This is a genomic window from Collinsella sp. CLA-JM-H32 (genome assembly GCF_040098165.1).
Taxonomy (GTDB): domain Bacteria; phylum Actinomycetota; class Coriobacteriia; order Coriobacteriales; family Coriobacteriaceae; genus Collinsella.
The window spans coordinates 65,991-85,037 of record NZ_JBBNMZ010000004.1; the positions used below are offsets into that span (position 1 = coordinate 65,991).

The window sequence follows — 19,047 nt, forward strand, 5'->3', positions numbered from 1 at the left end:
ATCTGATTGCAGATTAAAGCCCGCGGTGGGGTACCCGGGCACAAGATCCGAAAGGGTTGAATATGTTCGATATGGTTTCACGCCGCGGTTTCGTCTCGCTTTCTGCTGTTGCCGCTGCCGTCCTTGGCCTTGCCGGTTGCTCGGGCAACAAGACGTCCGAGCCCGCTGGTTCCGATGCCGGCTCCGCCAAGTCTTCCTCTAAGAAGAAGGCTGTCGAGCTGCAGGTTTTCGCTGCTAACTCCCTCGAGAAGGCCCTTCCCGAGGTCCAAGAGCTCTACACCGACCAGACCGGCACCACGTTTGCCGACACGCAGTTTAAGGCGTCCGGCGACCTCGTCGAGCAGATGCGTGCCGGCGCCACGGTCGACGTGCTCATCACCGCTTCCAAGGGCACCATGGATGACGCCGAGGCCGCCGAGCTCATCGACACCGACACGCGTGAGGACATGTTCGTCAACGACCTTGTGATCATTCGCGCCGAGGGCTCCGACACCAAGATCGAGGCCATCGCCGACGTCGCGAACCTGGACGGCAAGATCGCCATTGGCGACGCCAAGACCGTCCCCGCCGGCAAGTACGCCAACCAGGCCCTGGCTTCCGTGGGCCTCTACACCGGCACCGAGGGCGACGACGGCGAGTATGCGCCCGAGATCGCCGACAAGGTCGCACTGGCCGATAAGGTGGGCACCGCCGCCGCCTATGTGTCCACAGGCGACTGCGTGGCCGGTTTTGTCTACAGCTCCGATATCTTCCGCTACGACGGCATCGAGGAGGCCTTCGTGTGCCCCGAGGATTCGCACAAGCCCATCGTGTACCCGGGTGCCGTTGCCGATGGCTCCGAGCACGCCGACGAGGCCAAGGCGTTCATCGACTTCTGCCTGACCAACAAGAAGGCCCAGAAGATTTGGGCCAAATACGGCTTTGAGCTTTCCGCGTAGTGCGGCTTGGCGCGATAATTCCATCGTTTTGTGTTTCACTCCGTCCTTGTATTCGCTTGGAGCTTTTCGTGCTTAATAGATTCCGCATGCTTGTCGCCTGTGCTTTGATCTTCGCGCTTTGCTGGGTGCCGGGATTTGCGTTTGCTGGGGACGCTGAGGACGGGGCCCAGGTTGCTGCGACCGCTCATGGGCTTTCCTATGGGATCGAGGGTTTTGAGCGGTTGGCCAGGGGGACCGCTCGTGCCATGGAGGGCCAGCCTGAGGGCTACCGGTTTCCCGTTGACGAGGACGTGGATCTTGTAGTGGCGCCTGCTGCCGATCGCGTTGTGGTGTGGATATCGCCCAAGGCGGTCGAGAAGTATGGATTGGATCCGCAGGACAACGAGTGCGTATCGGGTCTCAAGGCCCTCGTCTGTAAGCTCGACAGCGCAAACTGCATGGGAGGTGCGCAGCTGGGGGACGTGGATCTTCCTTGGTATGTCACGGCGGAAACAACGTTTGATGCCGGCGGGTATACCTATAGCTTTGACGAGCGCGGTGCGGATGGGGACCGTTATGTGGTGATTGCATCAGCCTCGGGTGATGCCAAGGGCGGCGCGCGTTGGCTTGATAGCACTCACATGGTAGAAGCATCGTCTGTCGTATTGCGGGATGAGCAGGGGCCCTTGACCTCTCTGGCCTCCTTATTGGGCGACATCGACTATCGCCCATTTTGGGTGTCCATAAAAACGAGCGGACTTGCCCTGGTAATCGCGTTTGCGCTGGGCCTGTTTGCCGCATGGAAGACCATGGGTACCTCGAGCCGCGTGAAGGGTTTGCTTGATTCGGTCTTTACGATTCCTATGGTGCTGCCGCCCACGGTGTGCGGCTTTTTGCTGCTTATGCTGTTTGGACGTTCGACCGGGGTCGGCCAGTGGCTTATCGCTCACGGCATCTCGATCGTCTTTACGTGGCCCGCAGCGGTGATATCTGCCGTGGTGGTGTCGTTCCCGCTCGTCTATCGTACGGCACTCGGAGCCTTCGAGAGCCTCGACACGCAGATGCTCGACGCCGCGCGAACCCTGGGATGGTCCGAACGTCGCATCTTTGCCAAGCTTATGATGCCGCTTGGCTGGCCCTCGATTGCCGCCGGCACGGTGCTCGCCTTCGCGCGTGCCATGGGCGAGTTTGGCTGCACCCTGTTCTTTGCGGGCAACTACGCCGGCATTACGCAGACCATTCCCATCGCCATCTACTTTGAGTGGATGGGCGGCAACACGTCGGTGGCCCTCTTTTGGGTCGTCGTCGTGATCGTGTTTAGTTTCCTAGTCATCCTGTTCATCAACATGTACACCGCTTATTCGCAAAAGTATCGCGAGCGGGGCCTTTCCCGTGCGGAGCGCAAGCGGATCAAAGATCTTGCCGGACAGGGCGATTCGCTCGACCCGGCGGGCGGCGATGCGCTGCGTATCGATCGCGAGGCGCTGACCGAGCTCATGCGCGATGATGCCGCTTTGCAGGGAGGTCGATAGGCCATGTCGCTCGTTCTGGATATCAAAAAGCGCTATCCCGGCTTTATCCTCGACATGCAGCTCGAGGCCGGCGAGGAGCGTGTGGCGCTGCTCGGTGCCTCGGGTTGCGGCAAGAGCTGCACCTTGCGCTGCATTGCCGGTGTGGAGACGCCCGACGAGGGCAAGATCGTCGTCAACGGCGTGACCTTTTTTGACTCTGCGGCGGGCATCAACCTGTCGCCCCAGGAGCGAAAATGCGCCCTGCTGTTCCAAAACTATCAGCTGTTTCCCAACATGACGGTGGCCGATAACGTATGCGCCGGCGTAAAGGACACGGGCGACGCCGCCGCGCGCAAGCAGCTTGCCGAGCGCTACCTGGGCATTTTTGGCCTGGCCGATTTTGCCGACCGCTATCCCGCGCGCCTCTCGGGCGGCCAGCAGCAGCGCGTGGCGCTTGCCCGCATGGTAGCGGCACACCCGGGCATCTTTATGTTCGACGAGCCCATGAGCGCACTCGATTCCTATCTTAAGAGCGCGCTCGAGCAAAACATGCTCGACCTCTTTGATGTGTGCAACCGCACCGTGCTCTACGTGAGCCACGACATCGACGAAGCGTGCCGCCTGTGCCAGCGTATCTGTGTGATGCACGACGGGCATGTTGAGGAGATCGGCTCCGTCGAGGACGTGGTCCGCCGTCCGCAGACGCTGGCGGCACTGCGCCTGACGGGCTGCAAGAACACAAGCCGGGCGCGCAAGATCGGCGACGAAGAAGTTGAGGCCCTCGACTGGGGCATGACTTTTAACGTGGGTCGCGAGGTTCCCGATAATGTGGCGTACCTGGGCGTTCGCGCAAGCTATTTCCATGTTGATAATCGCGTTGAGCGGGGCCGTAACAGCTACGATTTGCATGTGGCCCGTGTGAGCGATTCGCGCTTTGAGCGGCTGGTATTGCTGGACGTGCCGCGCGCTGATGCGCCCACGCGTCTGCAGTGGAAGGTCAACAAAGTGGGCGTGCCTGTCGACGAGCTGCCGCAAGCAGGCGAGAACCTGCGCATGCACTTCGATGCGAGTAGGATCCATTTGGTTTGTCGATAGCGCCGGGTAATGCCGTCGGGGATATAGGCCTCGGCGGCTTTGTCTTGCCGTTCGCCGAATGAAGGATGACAAACTCTTATCAATCAAGATAATTATTTATTAAACGACGGCATACGAGGCTGTCGTACGAATGTCAACGGTGTTCGCATGGTCGACGACCGTTGATATAGTTGACCTTATCTTGTAAAGGAGGGTGCGCACATGCCGCAGACGACATACATTCGCCGCGTTGCTGCGCGTGCCCTATACATGGCTCGGAGTCGCATATGAGCAGGTATGTTTACGGCTCCGGGAGAGACGACGCACAACTAAATAATCGACCGCAAAGCAGGTTCCCTAAAATTCCGGGTTTGAGCACGGCCGGGCAATCGCCGTCCGTCGTGCATCGATACCGCTGTTATCCGTTTTTGGTTCGAGAGGGGAACCGTCATGGCTGAAGAATTTGATTTCCATCCGATGTGGGAGAGCCTCGGCATGAATCTTGCCGATCACGACATGCTGCTGGGCGCCGTGGGCCAGATGTACGGCGATATGTTCCTGACGCAGAACAATCGCCCCAAGTCCACGTCCTACCTGGATTTTGTCGCCACCAACATCCACAGCGGCCGTATTAAGGAGATGCTCGACAAGAAAGACGCCGGCGAGGCCACCAAGATCGTCGGTTCGTTCTGTGTGTACGTGCCCGAGGAGATCGTGCTTGCCTGCGATGGCATCCCCGTGGGCCTGTGCTCGGGTGCCGATTGGGCAACCGATAAGGTCGAGGAGCACCTGCCGCGCAACACCTGTCCGCTTATCAAGAGCTTTGCCGGCTTTAAGCTGGGCGAGGTCTGCCCCTACATTGAGTCGAGTGACCTGGTGGTGGGTGAGAACACCTGCGACGGCAAGAAAAAGGCCTACGAGTTCTTTGCCACGCAAAAGAACATGTACGTCATGGATATTCCCAACGTACACGACGAGTCGACGCTCGTGACCTGGAAGGCCGAGGTCAAGAAGCTCGCCGCCAAGATCGAGGAAGAGTGCGGCGTCAAGATCACGCCCGAGCGTCTGAAGGCCGCCATCCACGCCGTCAATGAGAAGCGTCGCGCCCTGCAGCGCCTCGCTGCCACGCGCGCTGCCGACCCGGCGCCCATCAGCGGTCTCGACAGCCTGCTGACCGTTCAGGCCGCCTTTATGGACGACACGCCGCGTCTGACCGGAGCCATCAACGAGATGGCGGCTGAGTGCGAGCAGCGTGTCGAGGCCGGCGAGGGCGTGGCGCCCAAGGGGACCAAGCGCATCCTGTATACCGGCACGCCCATGGCCGTGCCCAACTGGAAGCTGTTCAACCTCATCGAGAAGGCCGGCGGCGTCGTGGTGGGCGAGGAGTCCTGCACGGGCTCGCGCTACTACAAGGACCTGGTCGACGAGTCCGGCGAGACGGTCGACGAGATGCTCGACGCCATCGCCGAGCGCTACTTCAAGATCAACTGCGCCGTTTTTACGCCCAACGATCAGCGTATGAAGGACATTGTCCAGATGGCCAAGGACCTGCATGCCGATGGCATCGTCGACGTGGCCCTGCAGTTCTGCACGCTCTACGAGATGGAGTCCTTCGCCGTGGAGAAGGCCGCCGAGGAGGCAGGCATTCCGTTTATGCACATCACGACCGACTACGCTGGCGAGGATGCAGGTCAGTTACAAACCAGGATCGAAGCTTTCTTGGAGACCATTTAGGACTATCCGCCCCGGCGGCTTTCCCGGGCACCCGGTCTTGCCGTTCAAACCGTCGCTTGTGTACCAAAGTACGCGGCGCTTCTCTTTTACGGCAACCTCGGGCACCTGGGAAAGCAGTTTCCTTGGTTGGTTAAAAGGTTTAGGAGTTATATGTCGGAAAATATTGAGCAGCCGTTGCCGTCCACGTTTGAGGAGTTCAACGAACAGCGCAAGACGGCGTTTATTCGCGTTAAGGATTACAAACAGGCAGGCAATCGCCTGGTCGGCTTCTTGTGCAGCTATACGCCACTCGAGATTATCGATGCCGCGGGGGCTGCGAGCGTGGCGCTGTGCGGCACGTCCGATGAGGTGATTCCCGAGGCCGAGAAGGTGCTGCCGGCAAACCTGTGTCCGCTCATCAAATCGACGTACGGCTTTGCCTATTCGCAAAAGTGCCCGTTTACGTACTTTAGCGACATGATCATCGGCGAGACCACCTGCGACGGCAAGAAGAAGATGTACGAGCTGCTCAACGAGCTCAAGCGCACGCACATTCTGCATCTTCCGCAGGGTCGCGACCGTGCCTACGAGCGCGAGGGCTGGTACGAGGAGTGCCGTCTGCTCAAGGAGGAGCTCGAGAACTTCTACGGCATCACGATTACCGACGATGACCTGCGCGCTGCCGTCCGTCGTCGCAACCGCTTGCGTGCCGCCCAGCTCGAGATGTTTGCGCTGCAGGCTAACCAACCGGCGGCCATGAGCGGCGTCGACCTGATGAGCACCATGTTCGCCGGTACGTTTAGCTTTGATATCGAGGCCTATACGCAGCAGCTGGAGCAAAAGGTTGCCAAGCTGCGCGAGGCCTACGACGCGGGCGAGCGCCCGGTTGCGGCAGACGCCAAGCGCATTCTGATCACCGGCTGCCCGGTGGGCGGCGTAATCAACAAGATCGGTCGCACCATCGAGTCCAACGGCGGCGTGGTCGTGTGCATGGACGACTGCTCGGGCGAGCGCACGGCGGCCATGATGATTGACCCGGAGGCTCCCGACATCCTGCGCGCCATCGCCGACCGCTACCTCGACATCAACTGCTCGGTCATGACGCCCAACGACGGTCGTATGGAAAACACGCAGGCCATGTGCGAGAAGTACCACGTCGATGGCGTGGTAGAGAGCGTGCTACAGGCCTGCCACACCTTTAACGTGGAGAGTGCGCGCATGCAGGAGGCCGTCGAGGGTGCGGGTATTCCGTACATGAAGATCGAGACCGACTACAGCAACGGCGACATGGGCCAGATCGAGACCCGTATCGCCGCCTTCATCGAAACCCTCTAGCTTCCTCAGGCACCGGATCTTGCTCCTCAAACCGTCGCTTGCGTACCCAAAGTACGCTGCGCTCCTCTTTCGGGGCAATCTCCGGCACCTAAGAAACCTAGAGCTAAGGCGCCTGAACGCGCCGCTACCTTTGATGTTTAGATTGGAAGAGAGCCATGATAGGGATCGGGATCGATATCGGGTCTACGGCGGCTAAGGCTGCTGTGGTCGACGGGGAGGGTTCGGTGGCGTGGACGTGCGTGCAGCCAACCGGGTTCTCCTCGGTCGATGCTTCCGAGCGGCTGCGCGAGGCGCTGGCAGCGGCCGGCTATGACGTGGCTGCCGACGACGTGCGCGTGATCGCGACCGGCTACGGTCGTGTCGCCGTGCCCTATGCGCACAAGGTCGTGACCGAGATCACCTGCCACGGTGCCGGTGCCGTGCGCCTGTTTGGCGACCACGGCACCGTGATCGACGTGGGCGGTCAGGACACCAAGGTCATCCAACTTAAGGGTGGCCGCGTGGCCAAGTTTGCCATGAACGACAAGTGCGCCGCCGGTACGGGGCGCTTTTTGGAGATCATGGCCGATCGCCTGGGCATTTCCCAGCAGCAGATGGCCGACCTGGCGCGTACCGGCGAGCCCACCAAAATCAGCAGCATGTGCACGGTGTTTGCCGAAAGCGAGGTCATCAGCCTGATCGGTCGCGGTGAGCCGCGCGAGAACATCGCCCGCGGTGTGATTGAGAGTGTCGTGTCGCGCGTGGCGACCATGGCCGGGCAGGCCGCGGGCGCCCCGTACTACCTGACCGGCGGCCTGTGCGAGAACGCCTTCGTGGTGGAGCGGTTGGGCGAGCTACTGGGGTCGCCGGTGACCACCTCGCCCCAGGCTCGCTTTGCCGGAGCGATCGGCGCGGCTGTCCGCGCCTCCGCCTTGGCCTAGGGGTGTACCGCGACATGCGCATCCTCAACATCTCGGCCCAAAAACCAGATAGCACCGGCAGCGGCACCTACCTTGCCGCGCTTGTGCGCGAGCAGATCGAGACGGGGCATCGCGCCGCCGTGCTTTGCGGCGCGGCACCGGGTGATACCCAAGGCGAGCTGGACCGGCGTGCTGCCGTGTTTACCGTGCCGTTCGAGTCGCCCGAGCTGCCGTTTCCCATCTGCGGTATGTCCGATGTCATGCCCTATCCCTCCACACGCTATCGTGACCTGACGCCTTCGATGCTCAAGGCATTTGAGCGGGCATTTGCTGCTGCAATCGATCGGGCTGTGGCTGAGTTTCGGCCCGATCTGGTGCTCTGCCATCACCTGTATCTGGTGACCGCATTGGCGCGCGAGTGCGTCCGGGGCGTGCCGGTTGTTGCCGTGTGCCATTCGACCGACCTGCGCCAGCTGCGTTCGCATGCGCTCGAACGCGATCGCATCGTAAGTGCGGTTCGTCGGCTCGATGCCGTCTTTGCGCTCCATGCTGAGCAGGCTGAGCAGATTGGCCTGGTGTGCGGCGTCGATGCCGATCGTATCCACGTGATTGGGACGGGCTACGACCATCGCGTCTTCTGCCGCGACGCAAGCGTGGCGAGGCAGCCGGGATCGCTTGTGTACGTGGGCAAGATTTGCTTTAAAAAGGGCGTCGAGTCGCTGGTTCGAGCTGTGTCATTGCCGAGTGACGATGACGTCCGCCCATCTGGCTTGGTACTTGTGGGCGGCCGCGGGGACGATGCCGAGTACGCGCGTATCGAGCGCTTGACCGCGGCCTCGGATGTGCCGGTGACGCTGGCGGGGCGCCTGGATAGCGATGGGCTCGTGCGTGCCTACCGCAGTTCCGACGTCTTTGTGCTGCCTTCGTTTTACGAGGGTCTGCCGCTTGTGACGATCGAGGCCCTCGCGTGTGGCTGCAAAGTTGTGGCGACCGATTTGCCCGGCGTTCGTCCCTGGATGGAGGCGATGCTTCCCGGTGCTCCCGTGACGTGGGTGGCGTCGCCGCGTATGACGGATGTCGACACGCCCGTGGCGACCGACCTTCCGTTGTTTGAGCGCGCACTGGCAGATGCTATCGCGCAGGCGCTTGCGGCGCCGCCTTCGACGTTCGAGCCGTCGGCGGTCTCTTGGGAAGCGTGCCTGGGGCGTATACTTAAAGTCGTTGATTTGATGGAAGGGGGTTCGTATGGCTAAGGACACCATGAGGCTCACGTCCATGACGGCCGCGAGCGGTTGAGCCGCTAAGTTGGGCCCCGGAGCCCTCGCCCAGGTCCTGGGCGATTTACCCAATGTGCATAACGACAACTTGCTCGTGGGGTTCGATACCTCCGACGATGCGAGCGTCTTCCGCGTAGGGGAGAACCTGGGGCTCGTGCAGTCCATTGACTTCTTCCCACCGATGGTCGATGACCCGTTCCTGTTTGGCCAGATCGCTGCGGCCAACTCGCTGTCGGACATCTACGCCATGGGCGGGCGGCCGAGCCATGCCATGAACCTGCTTTGCATACCCAGTTGCCTGGGCGTTGAGGTTGCCGGTCAGATTCTGGCGGGCGGCGCCGATAAGTGCGTCGAGGCGGGTTGCTCCATCGCGGGCGGCCACACCATCAACGACGACGAGCCCAAGTACGGCCTGTCCGTGAGCGGGTTTGTCGCTCTTGACCGTATGCTCGCCAACAGCGGCGCGCGCGTGGGCGATGCGTTGCTGCTGACCAAGGCGATCGGCTCGGGCATCATCACCACGGCCATTAAGGGCGAGCTCATCGAGCAGGACGAGGCCGCAGCCATGTTTGACTCGATGCGCACCCTCAACGAGGCCCCGATTCGTCTGGCCGAGGGACTCGAGCTTCACGGCTGTACCGACATCACGGGCTTTGGCCTGATCGGGCACGCGTGTGAGATGGCTGAGGGCTCGGGCGTGCAGGTTGAGCTTGCGTCGGGGTCGGTGCCGCTCTTTGACCAGGTGCTCGACATGGCGCGTCTGGGCATTATCCCCGCGGGCTCCTACCGCAACCAGGACTTCTTTGGCCCGCGCGTGACGGCTGACGATGAGCTGGAGCCGGGCATGTTGGATGCGCTGTACGATCCGCAGACTTCGGGTGGTTTGCTTATTGCGGCGCCTGCTGCCGATGTGGATGAGCTTGCGCGCCGTTTACGTGCCGAGGGGCGCATCGCGGCCGTTGTCGGGCGCGTGTGCGAGGCGGTGCCGGGCGGTCCTGCCGTCCGCGTTGTTCGCTAGCCCGCACGTTTATGTAACTGTTTGCCGTTCTCTAGAACGGTTCTTTCGAAAGGAATTTGCTATGTCTACCAAAATTGAAGTCAATGCCATGGGCGATGCCTGCCCGCTGCCCGTCGTCAAGACGCTCAAAGCCCTGAAGCAGCTCGATGGCGAGGGTGCCGTGGTGACCTCGGTCGACAACGAGACCGCCGTCAAGAACATCTCCAAGATGGCGCAGGAGAAGGGCTGCACGGCCTCGGTCGAGAAGGTTTCTGACGCCGAGTGGCACGTGACCGTGGCGACCTCTGGCGCCGTTGCCGTGGCCGATCCCGAGCAGGATGGCGCTGCCTTCTGTGATGCCAGCGCCGGCAAGGGCAAGCTCGTCATTTCCGTCTACACCGACTGCATGGGTCGCGGCGACGACGAGCTGGGCCACAAGCTCATGAAGGCGTTTATCTTTGCCGTGACGCAGCAGGAGGAGCTGCCCGCGACCATGCTGTTCTATAACGGCGGCGCCAAGCTCACCGTCGAGGGCTCGCCGGTGCTCGATGACCTGAAGGGCCTGGCCGAGCAGGGCGTCGAGATTCTCACCTGCGGTACCTGCCTCGACCACTATGGCATTAAAGACCAGCTTGCGGTGGGCGAGGTCACCAACATGTACGTGATCGTGGAGAAGATGGAGCAGGCTGTGCGCGTCGTGCGCCCGTAGCGTATTGGTTGGAGTTGCCATGAGGGAGAAGCGCCCGGCGCTTGTCATCACGTTTCCCACCACGGCGGCCGCCATGGGTTGCGAGTCCCTGTGCATCGAGCGCGGCCTTCCCGGGCGAACGATTCCCGTGCCCGGGGAGGTCGCTGCCGGCTGCGGTTTGGCGTGGAAGGCGTTGCCTGCCGATGAGGAACTGCTGCGTAGTGAGCTTACCGCGGCGGGCGTTCCCACCGAGGGCTATACCGTGATCGATATGTGGGAGGTCGTGCGATGATCTATCTGGATAACGCGGCGACAACCATGCACAAGCCGCAGGCGGTCATCGATGCCGTGACGCAAGCGATGTGCTCGCTCGGCAATGCTGGGCGCGGTGCCACCTCGGGTGCGCTCGATGCGGCACGTACCATCCACGGCTGCCGCGCCAAGCTTGCGCGCTTGCTGGGCTGCCCGCGTGCTGGCCATGTTTGTTTTACGCCCAACTCCACCGCGGCGCTCAACACCGTTATCAATGGCGTGGTGCGCCCCGGCGACCGCGTGGTCACGACGGTGCTTGAGCACAACTCGGTGCTACGTCCGCTCAACCGCTTGGCGGCAGAGCAGGGCGTGACCGTTGAGCATGCGGGCTGCGACGCGAACGGCCTGCTCGACTACGACGAGCTCGAGCGGCTGGTCACGCCCGATACGCGTGCCGTGGTGGTGACGCACGCCTCTAATGTGACCGGCAACGCGGTCGACGTTTCGCGCGTGGCCGCCATAGCCCATGCGGCCGGCGCGCTTGTGATTGTCGATGCCTCGCAGTCTGCCGGCACGGCGCATATCGATATGCAGGCCATGGGGCTCGACGTGGTGTGCTTTACCGGCCACAAGGGGCTCATGGGTCCGCAAGGGACCGGCGGCCTGGCCGTGGCGGAGGGCATTGACGTGGCGCCGTGGGCCATGGGCGGCACGGGCGTGCACAGCTTCGATGCGCTGCAGCCGCTTGAGTGGCCCACGCGCCTTGAGGCGGGCACGCTCAACGGTCACGGCATTGCGGGACTTTCTGCGGGTCTCGACTTTATTGAGGCCCGGGGCGGGGTCGAGGCGATTGCGGCGCATGAGCACTCGCTTGCCGAGCGCTTCCTCGCCGGTGTTCGCGAACTCCCCGGCATTGCGCTCTACGGTGCGTTTGACCAGTCCGTGCGCTCGGCGATCGTATCACTCAACGTGGGTGATATCGACTCTGCCGAGATTTCGGACGCGCTCATGCAAGGGTGGGGGATTGCGACGCGCCCCGGTGCTCATTGCGCTCCGCTCATGCACCGCGCGCTGGGGACCGAGCGCCAGGGCGTCGTCCGCTTCTCGTTTGGGTATTTCAACACGGACGAGGAAGTTGACACCGCGATTGATGCTTTGCGCGATTTAGCCTGCTAGAGCGTATATACTTGCGGGACGGGTCTTTTGCCCGTCCCGTTTTTGTTTCGACCCGAAAGGTGTGCATATGGCCTCATCCGCTCCGCGCGGTTTGCGCTCCGACCATGTCGTTACCGTCGGCATCGCCCTGTTCTCGATGCTCTTTGGCGCCGGCAACCTCATCATTCCGCCGTTGCTGGCGCTCCAGGCCGGCGCGGCCACACCGCTTGCCATGGTTGGCTTTTTGATTGCCGCCATCGGCCTGCCCGTCATGGGCTTTATCGCCGTGGCGCTTGCCGGCACGGCGCGTGAGCTTGCCGGCCGCGTGCATCCCAAGTTTGGCGAGTTCTTTGTCGCGGCAGTATATCTGGCCATCGGCCCTTGCCTTGCCATTCCGCGTACGAGCTCCACGGCGTTTGAGATGCTGGTACCGTTGCTGCCCGAGGGTGTTTCGCTCGGCACGGCACGTCTGGTTTTTGCCATCGGGTTCTTCGTAGTCGCGTTTGCGCTCACGCTGCGTCCAGGCGTCATCACGCGCGTGCTCGGCCGCATTACGGGCCCCGCGCTCATTGCGCTCATCGTGCTGGTCGTGGGTGCTGCCGTGATCTCGCCGCTGGGACCGGCTGCCGCGCCGCAGGCTCCCTACAATGCCGGTGCTACCGTGCAGGGCTTTTTGACCGGCTATCAGACCATGGACCTGCTTGCGTCGCTCGCCTTCGGCATTATCATCGCCGAGACCATCCACGAGCTGGGTGTTACCGATGACAAGCGCGTGGCCTTTGAGATTTCGCGTTCCGGCGTGATCGCCGGCGTGCTCATGGCCATCATCTACTGTGGCTTGGGCCTTGCCGGAATGCAGCTCGGCACCGTGATGCCCGACGCCACCAACGGCGCCGCCATCCTTGCCCGTTCTGCCTCTATGCATTTTGGCCTTGCCGGCACGGTCGTGGTCTTCGCCATCTTCTTCCTCGCCTGCATGAACGTGTGCATCGGCCTCATCAGCTGCTGCTCGCGCTACTTCTGCGAGACGTATGTGGTCGAAGGGGGAGCAGAGGCCTCCGAGGAGGCCATGCGCCGTCCCTTTGCGATTCTCGCCTTTGTGTTCGCGGCGTTTTCGTGTGTGCTCTCCAACGTGGGCCTCGACGTGATTCTTATGCTCTCGGTGCCCATGCTCAACGCCTTGTATCCCGTTGCCATCGTGCTGGTACTGATGGGCCTGGTGCACGGCTTTTGCGACGCTCATCCGCAGGTGTGGGTCTGGGTCGGCGGTGTGGTCGCGGTGCAGAGCGTGATCACCTCGGTCCGCGATGCGTTCTTTGCGGGCGCGTGGCTGCCGTTCGATGCGTTGCCGCTGGCAGATATCGGTGCTGCGTGGGCACCGGTTGCTGTGGTGGCATTTGTGATCGGTCTGCTCCATAGTCGTTTTGTCGCACATTCGAGGAGCTAAGGCATCAATGCTTGCACAGGCGGGGAGTCTCCCCTATAATTTCCTTCGCTTTGGGACACGCAAGGTTTAGACCTTAGCTGCTCAACACCTTCGGGACGTGGCGCAGTTTGGTAGCGCGCCTGCTTTGGGAGCAGGATGTCGCAGGTTCAAATCCTGTCGTCCCGACCATATCTTGCGGGCGTAGTTCAATGGTAGAACCCCAGCCTTCCAAGCTGATGACGCGGGTTCGATTCCCGTCGCCCGCTCCATAGGATAGATGAATGGCTCTGGTTCCTTTTGGGAATCAGAGCCATTTTCATATACATGCCGGGGACCCCACATCTCCTCCTAAGTTGCGGTGAAATACGGACTGTTTTTCGGCTTTTATGGCCCATGTAGTCCGTATTTCACCGCAACTATTTGTAAGGTTGGATTTTGATGCCGTTGGGAGGGTCGTAGCGACCGTCTACCGAGAGTGGAAATATTTTTTGAAGCTCTGACCTGCGACGTCAAGCTTTTGGTCAGCTTTTGGCAAGGCCTGCGGACGGAAGCATGCGATAGCGTAATGGTATTCTCTCCGCCGTGATGGTTATGGGGTTGGCCATGCTCGATAAAGGCAAACATTTTCCGCAGTCATATGCAAGAATGCTATTCTCGGCCGTTGGAATTCATCAAGATGGACAGCTGCTTATAACAATTGATCCTTGGGATGAACGCCGTGCGCGTGAGCTTATGCAGGAAGAGCTCATGCTTCGTCTTTACAACCACGTGTATGCGGATCCGGTCTATTGGAATAATCTTGGGGTTGAAGATCGCATCTTTCAGCTGGCATCCGCTATTGCGGTCGTTGAACCGGATGCTGTGTTTTGCGGATCGACAGCAGCGCTGCTCTACGGCATCGGCTCGGCGTATACGCTTCTGGATAAAGTGCAAGTACTGCTGCCACGGTCTACAAGGCGTGATACGTATGAGTTCGTTGAATACAAGCGCTGGCGGGTGGGCGAAGTGTGGCGTCTCGGTCTGTTTACGCTGACGGATCCGTATCGAACGGTTGTTGATATCGCTCGAACGAGCGCCTTTCGTTATGCGCTGGGCTATGTCGATGGCTTGGCCCGTGAGTACGATGTCGAACGCGAAGAGCTGCGGGCATATGCGCAGGCAAATTGCCGAGGGTTGCATGGCATCGCGCGTGCTTTTGACGTTTTTGAGCATATGGATGGCAGGTCAGACAATGGCGGCGAGTCCGAGGCGAGAGCAGCGATGATTCTCGCTGGGGTTGCCGCGCCTGAGCTTCAAGTTGAGATACCGCGACCAGGAAACGCTGGCTATTATCTAGCAGATTATGGCTGGCAGATGCCAGACGGCTCATGGACGCTGGCAGAGCTGCATGGGCTGGGTAAGTTTGAAGACGAAGCTCAAAATGATCCGGAGCAAGCGGCGGCAAAAACCTATCGAGCGGCCCTCATGCGCGATGCGAACCTTCGCGCCATGGGCCACAACGTCATTCATTTCAAACTCTCGGACACCTACGAAGTAGAATCGTTCGGTGCCATGATGTGCGGTTACGGTATTCCGACAACAAAACCCTACGCCGACTCCCGATAGAGAAATCGTTCGCAGCCAACCTTCAATAAGTTGCGGTGAAATACGGACTATCGAGGCCTTTAAAGGCATGAAACAGTCCGTATTTCACCGCAACTTAGGAGGGGATGGGGCTGAGGGGCGGGCGATGCCGTTGCCTGCCGGTTAGTGGCGACCGTGGTGGCGGAGCTTGTCGATGGTGGAGTCGGTGCTTCGGCTGTGGGCTTCGGCGGCGCGGTCGCGAGCATCGGCGGCGGTTTGGCGCTTGCGGCGGTAGTCGATCATGCCTTGGATGATGGGCTTGCCAAAGCTCACGACATCATCGTTGTAGATGGCGGTTCGGGCTGCGAGGAGGCAGTCGGTAAAGTCCATATGGGTCTTGCCAAAGAGTTTGACGGCAAGGGCGACAACGGTGGGCTCGTCGACCATGACGTCATCGAGCAGCCTTCTCATGGCCGTAGCAATCTCAACGCGGGGAACCTTATAGACGTCGCGCAGCGTGACCACGACGCGCGTGATAATCTCGGGGTAGACGCGAGCGGTGCGCGTGGCGATGACCTTGGCGGCGCGCGGTGACAGGACCTCGTCGTCGTCAAGCAGGTAGCGTAGGATGACGGTCTCGTCGATGATGGTGCTACTCATGGATATCTACTTCCTCGGGACCCAAAATCGAATCGTCGCATTCTGTAGCAAGGTGCTCAATCCAGGCATTGCGCTCCTCGGAGCGGCGATTGGGGTCCCCATATGCTTTGAGCGATCCATAGGCGGCGGTGCCGTCCTTTGAGCGCACGGCGACCGGCTGAAAGGGAAGCTTGCGCATCAAAATGCTCTGCGCGACAAAAAGGCGAACGGCCTCGGCAAGCGATGTGCCCATGGCGTCGTAGAGGCGCTCGGCATGCTGTTTGTCCTCTTCGCGAATGCGCACCTGCAGGATGGCTCGTTTTTGCGTCGATGACATCACTGGCCCCCTTAATGAGCGTGCAATATGAATGGTCAAATACAACATTGGCTAATAATAACCAATCTTATAACCACTGCTTTATTGCACTCGAGTTAATGAGCGCGAAATATATATCAAACGTATTACATCCTTTATAAACGAGTGTGAAATCTCCCCAGGATGTACGCATGTAATACACTCACCTTTATAGCTTCTAGAGAATAATTCCAACCTGCCAAAACCCCTGCAATACACCCGTATTGCAGGGCCTATGCTCAAGTTTGCCCCCTGCAACTGCGTATATTTAACCTGTATATCGTTGGAGAAACTCTACCGAGTGCATGTTTCGCCGCATGCATTCGATTCGTCGATGCCAGGCCACGGGCGGCTTGGGTCAATGTCGACAGGGTCTCTCCGGCAAGGGATTCAGGAGGGAGTGAACAACATGGGTAATAAGCGAGTCGTAGCCGATTCTTCGCGCTGCATTGGGTGTCAAACCTGCATGGCGGCGTGTATCGAGGCGCACGACATCCCCGGTAACATCGCCGCGCCGCGCCTGCGCGTGACGCGTACGTACGAGATCTCCGCACCGGTGGCTTGCCATCACTGCGAGGATGCCCCGTGCGCGAAGGCCTGTCCTACGGGCGCCTTGTTCTTTGATCCAAAGAACCATCGCATCGGCGTCAACGAGGACAACTGCATCGGCTGCAAGAGCTGCGTCATGGCATGCCCCTTTGGCGCCGTGAGCGTGGCGACCACGCAGGTCCCCGTCTTGATGGGCGACGTTCGCGTGGGTTCGCAGACCAAGAGCTTCGTGCTCAAGTGCGACCTGTGCGTGGACCGTCCCGGCGGTCCGGCGTGTGCCGAGGCGTGCCCGACCAAGGGCCTCACCCTGGTAGACGAGGAACGTTTGGCAGAACTGACTGCCGAGCGTGCCCGCGCCACCATCGAAAACGAGGCGTAAGCGTTGGGGCGACAGGCCCAATGATTGTCAAATAAGTACCGAGCATTCGGTAGCAGAAAAAGGAAGGAGGGTGTCATGGAGAAGCATAAAGTGATCTGCCCGTATTGCGGCGCCGGTTGCCAGTTTAACCTCCTGGTCCAAAACGGCCAGGTCGTGGGCACCGAGCCGCTCAACGGCATCACCAACCAGAGCGAGCTGTGCCTTAAGGGCATGAGCGGCTATGACTTCATCAACGACACTAAGATCTTGACTCCTCGCGTACTGCACCCGATGATCCGCCGCACCAAGGGCGCGGATCTTGAGCGCGTAAGCTGGGACGAGGCACTGGATTTCACCGCATCTAAGATGCAGGCCATAATTGACGAATATGGTCCTAACGCTGTCATGACCACCGGCTCTTCGCGAGGCGGCGGCAATGAGGCGAACTACGTCATGCAGAAGTTTACGCGTGCGTGCATCGGCACCCACAGCGTAGACAACTGCGCCCGTACTTGACACGGCCCTACTGTCCTCGGTCTGATGGACACGGTTGGTTCAGGTTGCATGTCATGCTCCATCCCCGGTATGGAGGATGCGGGCTGCATTTTCCTCTTCGGCTATAACCCTGCCGATTCGCACCCCATCGTCGCAAGGCGTATCGTGCGAGCCAAAGAAAAGGGTTGCAAGATCATCGTCGCCGACCCGCGCCATATCGAAACCGCGCGTATCGCCGATCTCTACCTTCCGATCAAGAACGGTTGCAATGTTGCGTTCCTCAACGCCTTTGCCAACTGCTTGGTCAACGATGGCCTCTACGACAAGGAATTCGTCGCCGAGCACACGAACGGCTTTGACGAGTGGTGGGAGACCATCAAGAACTACACTCCCGAATCCGTACAGGACATCACGGGTGTCGAGCCCGCGTTGATCCACCAAGCTGCCGAGATGTACGCCACGGCGAAGCCCTCCGCCATCATTGGCTGGGGCATGGGCGTATGCCAGCAGAAGCAGAACCTGAAGACGGTGCACACCATCGCCTCCATCGCCTGCGTTGCCGGCCAGATCGGCAAACCCAATTCCGGCCTCGCGCCCGTGCGTGGTCAGAACAACGTCCAGGGCTCCTGCGATATGGGCATGCTGCCCAACCTGTACCCTGGCTACCAGAAGGTCACCGACCCGGCAGTGCGCGCCAAGTTTGCCAAGGCTTGGGGCGTGCCCGAGGAAAAGCTCCCGCTCGAGGAGGGCTACAAGCTCACCGACCTGGGCCACCTGGTCGACGAGGGCAAGGTGCACTGCTTCTACAACTACGGCGAGGACCCGGTGCAGACCGAGCCCGATTCGGCCGGTATGCGCAAGACGCTCTCCGAGCTGGACCTGTTCATTTGCCAGGACATCTTTATGACGCAGACGACCATGCTCGCCGACGTCATCCTGCCTGCCACCTCTTGGGGCGAGCACGAGGGTGTCTTTACTGCATCCGACCGTAGCTTCCAGCACTTTGACGCAGCCGTTCCGCCCAAGGGCGAGTGCCGTCACGACTGGGAGATCTTCGCGGACCTGTCCACGCGCATGGGCTATCCCATGCACTATGACAACACCGAGCAGATCTGGAACGAGTGCATTAGCCTGTGCCCCAACTTTGTGGGCGCGACCTACGAGAAGATGGCTCCCGAGGGCGGTTACGCCCAGTGGCCGGTCAAGAGCACCGATGTGAACGACCACGGTACGCCCGACATGTTCGCTGGTGGCAAGTTCACCACCAAGGACGGCCGCGCCAACCTGATGGCGCACGACTGGGAGGCGCCCTCTGAGCTTCCCGACGATGAGTACCCGCTCATCCTGTGTACCGTCCGCGAGGTCGGCCACTACAGTTGCCGCTCGATGACCGGCAACTGCAAGACGCTGGCGCTGCTTGCCGACGAGCCCGGCTTTGTCCGCATGAATCCCGCGGACGCCCAGGCGCGCGGCATCAAGAACGGCGACATCGTCTCGATTCACAGCCGCCGCGGCCAGGTATACAGCCGCGCCGACGTGAGTGACCGCATCAATAAGGGCACGGTCTATATGACCTACCAGTGGTGGATCGGCAAGTGCAACGAGCTGACCATTCACAAGGTCGACCCGGTCTCGCATACGCCTGAGGACAAGTTCTCCGCCTGCCAGGTCGACGCTATCGCCGACCAGGTCTGGGCCGAGGGCGAGGTGGAGCGTCAGTACACCGAGCTCAAGCAGGCTCTGGTCGACGCCGCCGCTCCCCAGGACGTTGAGCCCGGCGCCGCCAAGTTCGACGACGAGACACACGTGAATCAAATCGTGTAGTCCCGTTCTCGTTGGCTTTT

Annotated in this window: 17 protein-coding genes and 2 tRNA genes; 17 read left to right on the forward strand and 2 right to left on the reverse strand. The window is 60.7% G+C overall.

Annotated elements, in window-relative coordinates; translation table 11 throughout:
* The first annotated feature begins 62 nt into the window (after positions 1-62).
* The 15 genes from modA to AAA021_RS03510 all read left to right on the forward strand — a co-directional run bounded on the left by modA (position 63) and on the right by AAA021_RS03510 (position 14,849).
* Positions 63-938, forward strand: coding sequence for a molybdate ABC transporter substrate-binding protein (gene modA / locus AAA021_RS03440; protein WP_349087997.1), 876 nt, complete (start codon positions 63-65; stop codon positions 936-938).
* Positions 939-1,006: 68 nt separating this feature from the next.
* Positions 1,007-2,449, forward strand: coding sequence for a molybdate ABC transporter permease subunit (modB, locus tag AAA021_RS03445; protein ID WP_349087999.1), 1,443 nt, complete (start codon positions 1,007-1,009; stop codon positions 2,447-2,449).
* Between the two features lie 3 nt (positions 2,450-2,452).
* A complete protein-coding gene (locus AAA021_RS03450) occupies positions 2,453-3,523 on the forward strand; it encodes an ATP-binding cassette domain-containing protein (protein WP_349088001.1) in 1,071 nt (356 codons plus the stop codon).
* Between the two features lie 429 nt (positions 3,524-3,952).
* Positions 3,953-5,236 (forward strand): double-cubane-cluster-containing anaerobic reductase, encoded by a 1,284-nt coding sequence (locus AAA021_RS03455; protein WP_349088003.1) that lies wholly within the window; start codon positions 3,953-3,955, stop codon positions 5,234-5,236.
* Positions 5,237-5,386: 150 nt separating this feature from the next.
* Positions 5,387-6,550, forward strand: coding sequence for a double-cubane-cluster-containing anaerobic reductase (locus AAA021_RS03460; RefSeq protein WP_349088005.1), 1,164 nt, complete (start codon positions 5,387-5,389; stop codon positions 6,548-6,550).
* Between the two features lie 155 nt (positions 6,551-6,705).
* Positions 6,706-7,470 carry an acyl-CoA dehydratase activase gene (locus AAA021_RS03465; protein ID WP_349088007.1) on the forward strand — a complete coding sequence of 255 codons (765 nt, stop codon included), beginning with the start codon at positions 6,706-6,708 and terminating at the stop codon, positions 7,468-7,470.
* 14 nt (positions 7,471-7,484) lie between these two features.
* A complete protein-coding gene (locus AAA021_RS03470; protein ID WP_349088009.1) occupies positions 7,485-8,702 on the forward strand; it encodes a glycosyltransferase family 4 protein in 1,218 nt (405 codons plus the stop codon).
* Positions 8,695-9,744, forward strand: coding sequence for a selenide, water dikinase SelD (gene selD / locus AAA021_RS03475; RefSeq protein ID WP_349088011.1), 1,050 nt, complete (start codon positions 8,695-8,697; stop codon positions 9,742-9,744). The genes AAA021_RS03470 and selD overlap by 8 nt, the downstream gene beginning before the upstream one ends.
* A gap of 61 nt (positions 9,745-9,805) precedes the next feature.
* Positions 9,806-10,432 carry a sulfurtransferase-like selenium metabolism protein YedF gene (gene yedF, locus AAA021_RS03480; protein WP_055286145.1) on the forward strand — a complete coding sequence of 209 codons (627 nt, stop codon included), beginning with the start codon at positions 9,806-9,808 and terminating at the stop codon, positions 10,430-10,432.
* Between the two features lie 19 nt (positions 10,433-10,451).
* Entirely contained in the window at positions 10,452-10,703 is a 252-nt protein-coding gene (locus AAA021_RS03485) for a DUF3343 domain-containing protein (RefSeq protein WP_117736415.1), read from the forward strand.
* Positions 10,700-11,839 carry an aminotransferase class V-fold PLP-dependent enzyme gene (locus tag AAA021_RS03490; RefSeq protein ID WP_349088013.1) on the forward strand — a complete coding sequence of 380 codons (1,140 nt, stop codon included), beginning with the start codon at positions 10,700-10,702 and terminating at the stop codon, positions 11,837-11,839. The genes AAA021_RS03485 and AAA021_RS03490 overlap by 4 nt, the downstream gene beginning before the upstream one ends.
* A gap of 67 nt (positions 11,840-11,906) precedes the next feature.
* Entirely contained in the window at positions 11,907-13,265 is a 1,359-nt protein-coding gene (brnQ, locus tag AAA021_RS03495; protein WP_349088015.1) for a branched-chain amino acid transport system II carrier protein, read from the forward strand.
* A 91-nt stretch (positions 13,266-13,356) separates the two neighbouring features.
* Positions 13,357-13,433, forward strand: a tRNA-Pro gene (locus AAA021_RS03500).
* Between the two features lie 6 nt (positions 13,434-13,439).
* Positions 13,440-13,513 (forward strand) — tRNA-Gly (locus AAA021_RS03505).
* Between the two features lie 334 nt (positions 13,514-13,847).
* Positions 13,848-14,849 carry a hypothetical protein gene (locus AAA021_RS03510; RefSeq protein WP_349088016.1) on the forward strand — a complete coding sequence of 334 codons (1,002 nt, stop codon included), beginning with the start codon at positions 13,848-13,850 and terminating at the stop codon, positions 14,847-14,849.
* Between the two features lie 141 nt (positions 14,850-14,990).
* On the opposite strand, the gene AAA021_RS03515 is transcribed toward AAA021_RS03510, so the two are convergent.
* Together AAA021_RS03515 and AAA021_RS03520 are read right to left on the reverse strand one after the other, a co-directional pair.
* Entirely contained in the window at positions 14,991-15,467 is a 477-nt protein-coding gene (locus tag AAA021_RS03515) for a hypothetical protein (RefSeq protein WP_349088017.1), read from the reverse strand.
* Complete coding sequence (locus AAA021_RS03520) at positions 15,460-15,783, reverse strand: type II toxin-antitoxin system RelB/DinJ family antitoxin (RefSeq protein WP_349088019.1); 324 nt, start codon at positions 15,781-15,783, stop codon at positions 15,460-15,462. Before AAA021_RS03520 ends, AAA021_RS03515 begins: the two co-directional genes overlap by 8 nt.
* A 427-nt stretch (positions 15,784-16,210) precedes the next feature.
* Here AAA021_RS03520 and AAA021_RS03525 point away from each other — a divergent pair, with 427 nt between their 5' ends.
* Both AAA021_RS03525 and fdhF read left to right on the forward strand, forming a co-directional pair.
* Positions 16,211-16,729: a 4Fe-4S dicluster domain-containing protein gene (locus AAA021_RS03525; RefSeq protein WP_022095206.1), complete on the forward strand. Its 519-nt coding sequence runs from the start codon at positions 16,211-16,213 to the stop codon at positions 16,727-16,729.
* 75 nt (positions 16,730-16,804) lie between these two features.
* The gene (fdhF, locus tag AAA021_RS03530) at positions 16,805-19,027 is read left to right on the forward strand and encodes a formate dehydrogenase subunit alpha (RefSeq protein WP_082421866.1); all 2,223 of its coding nucleotides are present in this window, start codon (positions 16,805-16,807) and stop codon (positions 19,025-19,027) included.
* Positions 19,028-19,047 lie beyond the last annotated feature (20 nt).